The 13,250-nt window shown below is 42.8% G+C and carries 13 protein-coding genes; 4 read left to right on the forward strand and 9 right to left on the reverse strand.

Translation table 11 applies throughout. The features are described from left to right. Positions 1-71: 71 nt before the first annotated feature. The 4 genes from ADI58_RS07675 to lctO all read right to left on the reverse strand — a co-directional run bounded on the left by ADI58_RS07675 (position 72) and on the right by lctO (position 4,527). A complete protein-coding gene (locus ADI58_RS07675) occupies positions 72-2,315 on the reverse strand; it encodes a heavy metal translocating P-type ATPase (RefSeq protein ID WP_049522081.1) in 2,244 nt (747 codons plus the stop codon). A gap of 9 nt (positions 2,316-2,324) precedes the next feature. Further along, positions 2,325-2,696 (reverse strand): cupredoxin domain-containing protein, encoded by a 372-nt coding sequence (locus ADI58_RS07680; RefSeq protein WP_049522082.1) that lies wholly within the window; start codon positions 2,694-2,696, stop codon positions 2,325-2,327. A 10-nt stretch (positions 2,697-2,706) separates the two neighbouring features. Further along, positions 2,707-3,102: a CopY/TcrY family copper transport repressor gene (locus ADI58_RS07685; protein WP_049522083.1), complete on the reverse strand. Its 396-nt coding sequence runs from the start codon at positions 3,100-3,102 to the stop codon at positions 2,707-2,709. 288 nt (positions 3,103-3,390) lie between these two features. After that, positions 3,391-4,527, reverse strand: coding sequence for an L-lactate oxidase (gene lctO / locus ADI58_RS07690; protein WP_000120723.1), 1,137 nt, complete (start codon positions 4,525-4,527; stop codon positions 3,391-3,393). A gap of 215 nt (positions 4,528-4,742) precedes the next feature. Between lctO and ADI58_RS07695 the strand changes: the two genes are divergently transcribed. From ADI58_RS07695 to ADI58_RS07710, 4 genes are read left to right on the forward strand one after another with little or no spacing between them, the layout of a single operon-like run. Beyond that, positions 4,743-5,423 (forward strand): amino acid ABC transporter permease, encoded by a 681-nt coding sequence (locus ADI58_RS07695; protein ID WP_049522084.1) that lies wholly within the window; start codon positions 4,743-4,745, stop codon positions 5,421-5,423. Next, complete coding sequence (locus tag ADI58_RS07700) at positions 5,383-6,060, forward strand: amino acid ABC transporter permease (RefSeq protein ID WP_049522085.1); 678 nt, start codon at positions 5,383-5,385, stop codon at positions 6,058-6,060. The genes ADI58_RS07695 and ADI58_RS07700 overlap by 41 nt, the downstream gene beginning before the upstream one ends. After that, positions 6,061-6,819 carry an amino acid ABC transporter ATP-binding protein gene (locus tag ADI58_RS07705; RefSeq protein WP_049522086.1) on the forward strand — a complete coding sequence of 253 codons (759 nt, stop codon included), beginning with the start codon at positions 6,061-6,063 and terminating at the stop codon, positions 6,817-6,819. An 11-nt stretch (positions 6,820-6,830) separates the two neighbouring features. After that, positions 6,831-7,697: a cysteine ABC transporter substrate-binding protein gene (locus tag ADI58_RS07710; RefSeq protein WP_049522087.1), complete on the forward strand. Its 867-nt coding sequence runs from the start codon at positions 6,831-6,833 to the stop codon at positions 7,695-7,697. Positions 7,698-7,871: 174 nt separating this feature from the next. On the opposite strand, the gene pyrE is transcribed toward ADI58_RS07710, so the two are convergent. From pyrE to murD, 5 genes are all read right to left on the reverse strand, one after another. Then, entirely contained in the window at positions 7,872-8,504 is a 633-nt protein-coding gene (gene pyrE / locus ADI58_RS07715; protein ID WP_033689062.1) for an orotate phosphoribosyltransferase, read from the reverse strand. Positions 8,505-8,537: 33 nt separating this feature from the next. After that, complete coding sequence (pyrF, locus tag ADI58_RS07720; RefSeq protein ID WP_049522088.1) at positions 8,538-9,239, reverse strand: orotidine-5'-phosphate decarboxylase; 702 nt, start codon at positions 9,237-9,239, stop codon at positions 8,538-8,540. A 232-nt stretch (positions 9,240-9,471) separates the two neighbouring features. Next, positions 9,472-10,683 (reverse strand): cell division protein FtsQ/DivIB, encoded by a 1,212-nt coding sequence (locus ADI58_RS07725; protein WP_049522089.1) that lies wholly within the window; start codon positions 10,681-10,683, stop codon positions 9,472-9,474. Positions 10,684-10,692: 9 nt separating this feature from the next. Further along, positions 10,693-11,751 (reverse strand): UDP-N-acetylglucosamine--N-acetylmuramyl-(pentapeptide) pyrophosphoryl-undecaprenol N-acetylglucosamine transferase, encoded by a 1,059-nt coding sequence (locus ADI58_RS07730; RefSeq protein ID WP_049522090.1) that lies wholly within the window; start codon positions 11,749-11,751, stop codon positions 10,693-10,695. Position 11,752: 1 nt separating this feature from the next. Beyond that, complete coding sequence (gene murD / locus ADI58_RS07735) at positions 11,753-13,105, reverse strand: UDP-N-acetylmuramoyl-L-alanine--D-glutamate ligase (RefSeq protein WP_049522091.1); 1,353 nt, start codon at positions 13,103-13,105, stop codon at positions 11,753-11,755. Positions 13,106-13,250 lie beyond the last annotated feature (145 nt).

Genomic DNA, 13,250 nt, shown 5'->3' on the forward strand with positions numbered 1-13,250 from the left:
TGAGGTTGCAGATAAAGCTGACGTGGTTTGAAGAGATTTTCGAAGAGTATAAAAAGCGAGCAAGCCCGCTTTTAGTCTATTTTACTAAAGTTTAGTAAGAGTGAACTAGTCAGAACGGATACAGAACTAAAGGCCATAGCTAGACCTGCCAGTTCTGGGTTGAGAGCCAGTCCAACACCTGAAAAGACTCCTGCTGCAATCGGAATTCCGGCGACATTGTAGATAAAGGCCCAGAAAAGATTGAGCAGAATTCGATGAAAGGTTTTCTTACTCATGTCAAAGGCACGAACCACTCCTAGGAGGTTATTAGTTGTCAACACCAAATCTGCTGACTCGATGGCAATATCTGTTCCAGCTCCCATAGCAATCCCCACATCTGCTACACTGAGGGCAGGAGCGTCATTGATACCATCACCAACAAAGGCTACTTTTCCAGTCGCTTGTAGTTTATGGATTTCATGGGCTTTTTCTTCTGGTAAGACACCTGCAATGACCTCTTCGATTCCGATCTGATCGGCAATGGCACGCGCCACACCTGCATTGTCTCCTGTCAGCATGACTGTTTTAAGACCTCGTTTTTTCAACTGACTGATGGCAAGCTTAGCATTTTCCTTAGGAATATCTTGCAGAGCAAGCAAGCCTTTGATTTCATTGTCAACTGCTAAGAACACAACTGTCTTAGCTTCTTTTTCCAGTTCTTCTAGTTTTTCTTGATAAGTGCTAGAAATGTTCATGCCATCCAGCATTTTAGCATTTCCAAGCAAAACTTGTTTTCCATTGATTTGCCCTGAGACACCTTTTCCGTGCAAGGCTTGGAAATTTTCAACAGTTTGAAGCTCAAGTCCAGCTTCACTCGCTCGTTTCACAACGGCTTCAGCCAGTGGGTGTTGAGAAGCTTCTTCCAAGGAAGCTGCCAATCCAAGCACTTCTACTTCGTCGCCGATGATATCTGTGACCACAGGTTTCCCTTCCGTCAAAGTTCCGGTCTTATCAAAGACGATAGTTTGGACTTTCTGGATTTCCTGTAGAACCGTTCCATTTTTGAGGAGAACTCCCATCTTGGCACTGCGACCTGTCCCCACCATGAGGGCTGTCGGTGTTGCAAGTCCCAATGCACAAGGGCAGGCAATAATCAAAACAGCCACTCCGTAGAGAAGAGAGGACACAAAGCTAGCTCCAAGCACGACTACACTATCCCTGAGCAAGACGAACCAAACCCAAAAGGTCACAATCCCTAAAATGACAACTGCTGGGACAAAAATGCCTGAAATTTTATCCGTCAAGTCCTGAATCGGCGCACGACTTGTCTGAGCTTTCTTCACAAAATCCACAATCTGAGCCAAAACAGTTTCTGAACCAACTTTTTCTGCTCTAAAAACAAGTGTTCCACTATTATTGATGGTTGAACCAATGACGGTATCTCCAACTGTCTTGTCCACAGGCAGACTCTCACCTGTCACCATAGACTCATCAATACTAGAGATACCTTCTACTACGACACCATCAACCGCAATCTTTTCACCGGGACGCACTCGAATCAGGTCACCTACCTTGACTTGTTCCAAAGGAACTTGGACATAGCTATCCTCACGCAAAACCTCTGCTGTTTTAGCTTGCAAGTCCAGTAGCTTCTCCACAGCTTGGGAAGTATTTTTCCGCATTTTCTCCTCAAAAACGGCTCCCATAAGAACGAAGAAGAAGATAAAGGCAGCACTTTCAAAGTAAACGGGGAGACCAGCGAAGAGGGCAACTAAGCTATAGAAATAGGCCACTAGGGTTCCCAGAGCAACCAAGGTATCCATGTTGGCATTGTGCTTTTTAAAACTAGCCCAAGCACTTTGGATATAAGGACCACCTGCTACTAGCATAATCGGTGTTGTGGCTAAAAAGGTGCCCCAACGCATGACTTGGTGACTGATTCCTCCTGTCGACATCCCAATCATGAGAATCACAAGAGGCACAGTAAAGATACTAGTAATCCAAAAACGCTGTAAAAGTGATAGAGATTTTCGAGTCTTCTCAACTACGGTATAACTCCCCTTTTGCATCTTCATGCCACAAGAAAATTCATGTTGGCCTAATTCTTGAGGGGTAAAACGAATTGTTTTCTCTTCGTCTACGCCGATTGGTTCCAAGATGCCTTCTTCTTCAAACAGAATTTCCTTGTAACAGTTTGAAGGAGTTGCTCGATGAAAGGTAATCTCAGCTGGAATCCCTTTTTGAAGCTGTATATGAGCTGGATGGTAGCCTTTGTCTGCCGTGATACGGATTTTTTGAACACCATTTTCAAGATTTGCTTTTATAATTTCAGTCATATCATTCTCCTATTCTACAATCATCTTGCCGTGCATCATATTCATGCCACAAGAGAAACCATACTCTCCAGCCTGCTCAGGCGTGATTTCCACTACATACTCTTCCCCCATAGGCAGGTCCGCATGTACACCAAAATCTGGAAAAACAATTTGGTCCAGACAGGGTGAAGGGTCCTTACGGTCAAAGACAATGCGGGCTGGCACTGATTTCTTGAGGATAATCAACTCAGGCGTATAGCCTCCCATGACTTCCACTCGAATCTCTTGGTAGCCCTTTTTTTGCTGGGCCTTTTGTCCAGATTTTTCAGGCTTTTTGAAAAACCAAAACAAGATAAACACGATAAGGGCAATACAAATAATGGTTACAATACTATTTAACATGATGTCTCCTTTACATACAATTACATCTTACTTCTGTTACAGCGCTTGATTTCTTCTCAGAAATCACAGCTTCCAAGTCTTCCAAGTCAGTCTGAGTAAAATCACATTCAGCAATCAAATCAGCCAACAAGTTCTTAATCCTACGGGAACAAACCTTGTCCTTAATATCTTGGACAAGTAAATCCCTACTTTGGTCCAAAGTTAAAAGGGCTGAATAGACAAAGGACTTGCCTTCTTTTTTCCGAGTCAAACACTCTTTCTCAACCAAACGAGCCAAAAGAGTTTGAATGGTCGACTTGGACCAGTCGAACCGCTCTGCCAAAACCCTGATCAAATCCGTACTGGTCTGTTCACCCTGCATCCAAATAATCTTCATGACCTGCCATTCTGCATCTGAAATCTGCATTAGCACACCTCCAAAATCTACATTTGTCAATTACAATTATCAGTATACCCTTAAAATCTACATTTGTCAACTATAAAAATCGAATCTTTTTCTTTTTTTAATCTTCATTACAAAATTGATTAATACTCAATAAAAATCAAAGAGCAAACTAGAAAGCTAGGCACAGGCTGTTCAAAGCACTGCTTTGAGGTTTCAGTCACAGATATAATCCAAGGGGGTTGAAGAGATTTTTGAAGAGTATAAAACACAAGCAAAAACCTCCACATCAAGTGGAGGCAAGCTGTTTTATCAATACAATTTTAAGTCACGAGGGTCAACTGGGAAGGTTGGGTTGTATGGGTTGTGACGGAGTTTGAAGTGTTTGACATCTTCAATGGTCTGAGTTCCAGACAACTGCATGACTGTCTTCAATTCCGCATTCAAATGTTCAAAGACTTGGCGTACACCGACACTACCACCGAGAGCCAAGCCATAGATAACAGGGCGACCAATAGCTACCAAGTCTGCTCCTGAAGCCAAGGCTTTAAAGACGTGTTGACCACGACGAATACCTGAGTCAAAGACGATTGGTACGCGTTTGTCAACTGCTTCAGCTACTTCTTGAAGTGAGTCGAAGGCAGCTGGTCCACCGTCGATTTGGCGACCACCGTGGTTGGTTACCCAGATACCAGAGGCACCTGCAGCAAGCGAACGTTCAACGTCCTCACGGCATTGTGGTCCCTTGACATAAACAGGAAGTCCTGAGTATTCAGCGATAAATTCTACATCACGTGGAGACAAGCGTTGTTTAGCTGATTTGTAAACAAAGTCCATTGATTTTCCAGCACCTTCTGGCAGGTATTCTTCAACAATCGGCATGCCAACTGGAAAGACAAAACCATTACGCTTATCTACTTCACGATTGCCCCCTACAGTAGCATCTGCCGTCAAGACAATCGCTTTATAACCTTCAGCTTTCACACGGTCCATGATGTGGCGGTTGATTCCGTCATCTTTACTAAAGTAAAATTGGAACCAATGAGGTGTCCCTTGAAGGGCTTCCGTAATTTCTGGAAGATCGACAGTAGAGTAAGAGCTGGTTGTATAGAGGGAACCAAACTCATGCACACCACGCGCAGTCGCCACTTCCCCCTGTTCATTTGCTAATTTATGAGCCGCAACAGGCGCCATAATGATTGGTGAAGACAATTTTTCACCAGCAAATTCAATCTCTGTACTTGGATTTTCTACATTGCAAAGCGTATGCGGAACAATGAGCTTGTGGTTAAAGGCACGAATATTCTCACGTAAAGTGAAAGTATCTTCCGCCCCACTAGCGATATAGCCAAAGGCTGCTTTAGGAATAACTTGTTGCGCCATTGGCTCCAAATCATAGGTATTGATGAAATCTACATGGCCTTCTGCATTGCTTGTTTTGTATGACATAAAATGCCCTCCTTAATAAGTAAGCGTTTACTTTGTATATTACAAAAATATCTTAACTCTTTTTTCAAAACTTTTCAAATATTTTGTTTGGAAATTTCAGAAATTTTATGTCTATGATAAAAAATCCTTATAACGGCAATAAAAAATAGATATTATCCAAAGAAGATTTTAAGTGCTACAATAACTGTATTATTTCTAGATGGGAGGTTCTATTTTTGGATTGGTCCATTGTTGAACAATATCTACCACTATATCAAAAGGCATTCTTTCTGACCTTGCATATTGCAGTTTGGGGAATTCTGGGATCCTTTCTGCTCGGTTTAATCGTTAGTATCATCCGACATTATCGAATCCCTGTTTTGGCGCAAGTAGCGACAGCCTATATTGAATTGTCACGTAATACGCCCCTTTTGATTCAACTCTTCTTTCTCTACTTCGGACTTCCTAGAGTAGGGATTGTTCTATCTTCAGAAGTCTGTGCCACTTTAGGACTGGTCTTTTTAGGAGGCTCCTATATGGCAGAATCTTTCCGAAGTGGCCTGGAAGCCGTTAGTCAAACCCAGCAGGAGATTGGATTCGCTATCGGTCTGACACCTGTACAGGTCTTTCGCTATGTGGTTCTGCCACAAGCAACAGCTGTGGCACTCCCCTCCTTTAGTGCCAATGTCATTTTCCTCATCAAGGAAACCTCTGTTTTCTCAGCAGTAGCTTTGGCCGACCTCATGTACGTCGCCAAAGACTTGATTGGGCTCTACTATGAAACAGACATTGCGCTAGCTATGTTGGTAGTTGCTTATCTGATCATGCTTCTACCCATCTCACTGGTCTTTAGCTGGATAGAAAGGAGGCTCCGCCATGCAGGATTCGGGAATCCAAGTACTCTTTCAGGGAAATAATCTCCTGAGAATCTTACAGGGATTGGGCGTTACGATTGGGATATCCATCCTGACTGTCCTCTTATCCATGATATTCGGGACAGTCATGGGAATCATCATGACCTCCCATTCTAGAATCATACGATTTTTAACACGATTGTATCTGGAATTTATCCGTATCATGCCCCAGCTGGTGCTACTCTTCATCGTTTACTTTGGCTTGGCTCGAAATTTTAATATCAATATCTCAGGTGAGACTTCTGCTATTATCGTTTTCACCCTCTGGGGAACAGCTGAAATGGGGGACTTGGTCCGTGGAGCTATCACTTCTCTCCCTAAACATCAGTTTGAAAGTGGACAGGCACTAGGTTTGACCAATGTTCAACTTTACTACCACATTATCATCCCACAAGTCTTGAGAAGATTACTTCCACAAGCCATCAATCTTGTCACTCGGATGATTAAAACCACTTCCTTGGTTGTTTTGATTGGGGTTGTTGAGGTTACAAAGGTTGGGCAACAAATCATCGATAGCAATCGCCTGACCATCCCAACCGCTTCCTTTTGGATTTATGCAACCATTCTGGTCTTATATTTCGCAGTCTGCTTTCCTATTTCCAAACTATCCACTCACTTAGAAAAACATTGGAGGAACTAAATGTCTGAAACTATCTTAGAAATCAAGGAACTAAAAAAATCCTTCGGAGACAATCCCATCCTCCAAGGACTTTCTCTAGAAATCAAAAAAGGGGAAGTTGTGGTTATTCTGGGCCCATCTGGTTGTGGGAAAAGTACTCTCCTTCGTTGCCTCAATGGCTTAGAAAGGATTCAAGGTGGAGATATTCTTCTGGACGGTCAGTCTATCGTTGAAAATAAAAAAGATTTTCACCTAGTTCGCCAAAAGATTGGCATGGTTTTTCAAAGCTATGAACTTTTTCCCCATCTGGATGTCCTTCAAAACCTCATCCTAGGTCCTATCAAGGCTCAGGGAAGAGACAAGAAGGAAGTAACGGAAGAAGCTTTGCAACTACTGGAACGTGTCGGTTTGCTGGATAAACAACATAGCTTTGCTCGCCAATTATCTGGTGGACAGAAGCAACGGGTTGCGATTGTCCGTGCCCTTCTCATGCATCCAGAAATCATCCTTTTTGACGAAGTGACTGCTTCGCTGGATCCAGAAATGGTGCGTGAGGTTCTGGAACTGATCAATGACTTGGCTCAAGAAGGTCGCACCATGATTTTAGTAACCCACGAAATGCAGTTTGCTCAAGCTATTGCCGATCGGATTATCTTCCTCGACCAAGGGAAAATTGCTGAAGAAGGAACAGCTCAAGCCTTCTTTACCAATCCTCAAACCAAACGAGCCCAGGAATTTTTAAACGTCTTTGACTTTAGCCAATTTGGCTCATATCTATAAAGGAGATTCTTATGAAACTATTCAAACCACTCTTAACTGTTTTGGCACTTGCCTTTGCCCTTATCTTTGTCACAGCTTGTAACTCAGGTGGAAATGGTGGTGCATCGTCAGGTAAAACCACTGCCAAGGCTCGCACAATCGATGAAATCAAAAAAAGCGGTGAGCTACGAATCGCCGTGTTTGGAGATAAAAAACCGTTTGGTTACGTTGACAATGACGGTTCTTACCAAGGTTACGATATTGAACTTGGGAACCAATTAGCACAAGACCTTGGTGTCAAGGTCAAATACGTTTCAGTCGATGCTGCCAACCGTGCTGAATACTTGATTTCAAACAAGGTGGATATTACTCTTGCCAATTTTACAGTAACTGATGAACGTAAGAAACAAGTTGATTTTGCCCTTCCATATATGAAAGTTTCTCTGGGTGTCGTATCACCTAAGACCGGTCTTATTACAGATGTCAAACAATTAGAAGGCAAAACCTTGATTGTTACAAAAGGAACGACCGCTGAAACTTATTTTGAAAAGAATCATCCAGAAATCAAACTCCAAAAATACGACCAATACAGTGACTCTTACCAAGCCCTTCTTGACGGACGTGGAGATGCCTTCTCTACTGACAATACGGAAGTCCTAGCTTGGGCGCTTGAAAACAAAGGATTTGAAGTAGGCATTACTTCCCTCGGTAATCCAGATACCATTGCGGCAGCAGTTCAAAAAGGCAACCAAGAATTGCTAGACTTCATCAATAAGGATATTGAAAAATTAGGCAAGGAAAACTTCTTCCACAAGGCCTATGAAAAAACACTTCACCCAACCTACGGTGACGCTGCTAAAGCAGATGACCTTGTTGTTGAAGGCGGAAAAGTTGACTAATACTCTTCGAAAATCTCTTCAAACCACGTCAACTTTATCTACAACCTCAAAGCAGTGCTTTGAGCAATCTGCGGCTAGTTTCCTAGTTTGCTCTTTGATTTCATTGAGTATAATACTCAATGAAATCTCAAAAAGAAATCAGGTAATCCTAGTGACTACCTGATTTTCTATGTTTTAGGCATTTTGCCAATTTTCTTGGTCTTCTTTAAAGCGTTTTAGGAGATCCAAGCCTTCTGGCGTGATATAGCCTTCTTCTTGGGCTAGGTGGATGAGTTCACTGTAGTTAGAAAGCGTCACAAGTTTGACACCTGCATCTGAGAAGTTCTTATCTGCTTTTGGCAATTGGTAGCTGAAAATCGCTACAACTCCAAGCACATCTGCTCCTTCTCGTTTAGCAGCTGCTACAGCTTCAAGAACAGAACCACCTGTTGAAATCAGGTCTTCAACCACTACCATTTTTTGCCCCTGAGCTACGCGGCCTTCGATTTGGTTACCAGCTCCGTGGTCTTTTGGTTTGCTACGGATGTAGGCAAATGGCAGATTCATCTTGTCAGCAATGATAGCTCCGTGTGGAATCCCTGCTGTCGCAGTTCCTGCAATGACTTCTACCTCAGGAAAGGCTTCTTTGATAGCTTCCACAAAGCCATTTTCAATTAGGGTACGAGTTTCTGGATAGGCTAGTGTCACACGATTATCAGTATAAATCGGTGACTTGATACCAGATGCCCAAGTGAAAGGCTCCTCTGGTTTGAGGTAAACGGCTTGAATTTTCAAGAGGTGGCTAGCGATATCTTTAGCAAGTGTCATGGTATTCTCCTTTTATTTTTCTAATCTAGTTCTTTAATTCCAGTCCTGTGTCCATTCATCCTTGATGACATGGTAAGCTGCAACAGGATCCTCAGCTTGGGTAATGGGACGTCCCACCACGATATAGTCACTACCGATTTGATAGGCATCCGCTGGCGTCATCACGCGTTTTTGGTCTCCAACTGCAGCACCTGCTGGACGAATGCCTGGTGTCAGACAGATAAAATCTGGATTGGTGGCCTGCTTGATGACTTGTACTTCCTGAGCCGAGCAAACAACACCATCCAAGCCAGCTTCAGCTGTCTTCTTAGCATAATGAATGACAGACTCTTGCAGGCTAGTTTGGATATTTTGAAAATCCTGCATCTGAGCTTCTGATGTTGATGTAAGCTGAGTAACAGCAATCAATTTTGCTTGACTTCCAAGACCTTCACGCGCAGCCTTCATCATCTCTACACCACCAGCCGCATGAACATTGGTCATATCCACACCAAGCTGAGACAGGACCTTCATGGCTGACTTGACTGTATTGGGAATATCATGAAGTTTGAGATCCAAAAAGACACTATGACCCAGACCTTTCAAGTAAGATACAATCTCAGGACCCGTTGCGTAATAAAGCTCCATCCCTACCTTGAGATAAAGGCTTTCTTCTGCTGGGAAAAGAGCTAAAAATTCCTTGACCGCCTCAAAACTAGGAAAATCAAGAGCAATGACTGGACGATGTTCTCGCATAGGTTTCTCCTTTTACCTTTGCTAGTGAGAGAGTCTGGGCAACAGAAACCACGAAAAAAGGAACCTGCCAACAGCAAGGTTCCACGAAAAATGGGTAGTCTCCACCCTTTCACCGCCTAACCTTAGCTGCCTCTCTGGACTGCTTTAAAGGTTTTCTATTATTCTATTATTTCTACTAGCACTTGTCAAGTAAAAACATGGTTACTAAAGAACTATAAGAGAAAAGGTAAACCTAACGACGCGATGAGCGCTGGGTCGTTTGGTTTCGATTGCTCTCTTCCTCTTGTTTTTTCTGTTCTTCTTCTAAACGTTTACGTTCTTCTTCCTGCTTCTTCTCAGCTTCCTTAGCCTCTTGTTTGGCTTTTTCCTCAGCCTCCATAATTAATTTATCCGCTACAGTGTAGCTGTAGATTCCAGCTTCCATATCGACCACACTTGGTTCTGACAATTGAGGTTTAATCTTGCTGTAATAAGGCAGTTTCTTACTCATTTCAGAAAGGGGAACCAAGACTTCGTCCGAATCATTCATGGTCAATCGAATTAAATCGGAAGTCACCTTGCTTGGGGCTAATTCCACCTTTTGGATAGCAGCCTTGAGTTCTGGGCTAATTTGAGCAAGTTCTGAGACAAAAGCCTTGATTTGTTCACTATCATTAAAGAGAACTGATATATAAGTTTCTGGCAAATTGACCAAGCTCACAGAACTAGTCTCAAGCTGACCGCTGGAAAGAATAGGATAATGATTTTCACCAGAAACATAGTAGGCAACAATATCGTATTCCTTGACCTTGATAGTGAACTTGGTTGGAAATTGATAAACAAGCTGAGCTGATTCAACCCAATAGTTAGACTTAATCTGCTCTTCATATTTTGCCTTATCTAGCAGCAGGTTAATCGTATAATCCGAATCCTGAATGCCTGAAGCCTGTCGAATATCATCAGCTGTAGTTTGCACCGTTCCCTCAACACGAATATCCTTCATGGTCGCATAAGGACTGAGTAAGTAAGCAGAGACAATCAATAAAAGCAGACTTGGAAATAAAATCGTGAAGGCTCGTAAGATATGGAGGCCAGGAATCTTTGCTTTGGCTGGTTTTTCCTTTGTAGCCTTTTTAGCAAGCTTTTTATCCTGTTCCTCCTTCTCTTTAGACCCTGATTCTTCTATCTCTTCTTCCTCTTTGTCACCCTCTGAGGATGCTACTTTTTCCTCAGACTTTTCCTTAGCTGATTCTTCATCTTCTGGGGCCGTTTCACTCTCCTGGTCCTCTGACTTCTCAGATTCTTCTCCCATTCGAGCTTGTCTTTCCTTTTCCTTCTCCTCAGCTAGGGCCGCCTCTTCCTCAGCCTTCTTTTTTAGATATTCTTGGTTTCGTTTCTGCCATTCTGATAACTCTTTCAATTCTTCGAGGATTTCTTTGCCCTCATTTTTCTTATCTTTTGACATTTACTTTCCTTATGATAAATCTTTTCTCAATAATTGATAAAAATCTGCTAGAGATTTCAATTCCTTAGAAGCCTTCATCTTAGCTTGATAGTCTTCCTTGTGGCTTAGTAAGTGAGAGAGCTTCTCTTCCAAACTATCCAAGGTCAAATCGCTTTCTTGAAGCTCTTCTGCATAGCCTTTTTTTACAAAGTAGGCTGCATTTTCAATCTGGTCTCCACGACTAGCTTCACGACCAAGTGGCACAATAACATGTAATTTTGCCATGGCCAAGAGCTCAAAAATCGTATTGGCGCCACCTCGTGTCACAACAATATCAGCCAATTCCATCAAGGGTTGATAGAGATTTGTCACATAGTCAACACGAAAAAGATTTTGGCTCAACTCATTCAGGCTAGAATCTCCAGTTAGATTGATAATATTGTAGCGTTCTGTCAGTTCTTTCTTATGGTCTGTCACCAATTGGTTAAAGACTCGAGCGCCCGCAGAACCACCGACAAACAATACAGTTGGCAATTTAGGATTAAAGTGGGTTTGAATATCCACCAATTCATCTGGTTCTGGATTTTTTTGGTCTGAAACCTTGGTCACTGCTCCCACATGCTCGACCTTAGACAAACTCGAAGCTTGTTCAAAGGTTGAATACATCTTCGTCGCAAATTTATAGGCGATTTTATTGGCCAAGCCCATAGACAGGTCCGATTCGTGAATAAAGACAGGCACTCCTGACACACGCGCAGCGATAACTGGCGGCACAGAGACAAATCCTCCCTTTGAAAAAAGAGCCTGTGGACGAAGTCGCAACATGATAAAGAGAGATTGGACAATTCCCCAACCGACTTTGAAGACATCCAGCATATTTTGCCAAGAGAAATAACGACGCAATTTTCCAGTCGTAATGGAATGGAAGGTGATATCCAAACCTGACTTGAGGATTTCTTGGTATTCGATACCACGCTTGTCCCCGATATAGTGGACTTCCCAACCATCTTCGATGAACTTGGGCATTAACAAAAGATTGAGGGTGACGTGTCCAACCGTCCCCCCACCTGTAAAGACAATTTTTTTCATATTATTCCTTTAACTCCGCTACTGTGTCGATAAAGAGGTCGCCACGTACTTCAAAGTTAGCATACATATCCCAGCTGGCATTGGCAGGACTGAGAAGAACCACATCTCCTTGAGTCGCAAGTTCATAGGCCTTGCGGGTCGCATCAGCAATATCAGTCGCATCCACATAAGACACACCAGCCTTGTCTGCTGCCCGTTTGACACGTTCTGCAGACTGACCAAGGATGACCATCTTCTTGAGTCCAGTAATATCTGGAACCAGTTCGTCAAACTCATTGCCACGGTCCAAACCACCTGCAATCAAGATGACCTTGCTGTTGTCAAATCCTGACAAGGCTTTTTGAGTAGCCAAGATATTGGTTGATTTACTGTCGTTATAGAATTTGATACCCTTGATTTCATCTACAAATTGAAGACGGTGCTTAACACCACCAAAGGCTGAAAGAGTTTTCTTGATGGTTTGATTGTCCACACCACGGAGCTTGGCTACAGCAATCGTCGCAAGGGCATTTTCCACATTGTGACTACCTGGAACTCCGATTTCATTCGCTGCCATGACCACTTCCCCACGGAAGTAGAGTTGACCATCTTCCAGATAAGCACCATCAACCTTTTCAAGTGTTGAAAATGGAACAACAGTGGCATGTGTTTTAGTAGCCAATTCTTTTGCCAAGTCTTGGTTAAAGTTCAAGACAAGGAAATCAGCCGCTGTCATCTTGTTCTGGATATTCCACTTGGCTGCTACATATTCCTCAAAAGAACCATGATAATCGATATGAGTTGGCATGAGGTTGGTAATAACCGCAATCTCAGGATGGAATTCTTGTACTCCCATGAGTTGGAAAGAAGAAAGTTCCATAACAAGCGTATCCTTGTCTGTCGCTGTTTGGGCCACTTGACTGGCTGGATAGCCAATATTCCCTGATAAGAGACCATGTTGGCCAGCAGCAGTCAAAACTTCTCCAATCATAGTCGTTGTGGTTGTCTTACCGTTAGAACCAGTGATACCAACAATCGGTGCTTCTGAAATCAAGTAAGCCAATTCCACTTCAGTCAAGACTGGAATACCCTTTGCCAAAGCCTTTTCAATCATGGGATTACTGTATGGAATACCTGGATTTTTCACCATAAGGGCAAACTCTTCATCCAAGAGTTCCAAAGGATGACCGCCTGTGATGACCTTAATCCCTTCTTCCAGCAAACTTTGCGCAGCTGGATTGTCCTCGAATGGTTTCCCGTCATTTACTGTCACAATGGCACCAAGCTTGTCCAACAAACGAGCTGCAGATTCACCAGACTTGGCCAAACCTAAAACAAGGACTTTCTTATTTTTAAATTGATCTATTACTTTCATGTCTCGAACTCCATTTCTACTCCTACTATTTTACCATTTTTATGGAAATAAAAAAGCCACAAAGTGTGTTTGTGACTCTTTCTTCTAACTGATACTCTTCGAAAATCTCTTCAAACCACGTCAGCTTCGCCTTGCCGTATATATG

The organism is Streptococcus mitis, from assembly GCF_001074635.1.
GTDB lineage: Bacteria > Bacillota > Bacilli > Lactobacillales > Streptococcaceae > Streptococcus > Streptococcus mitis_E.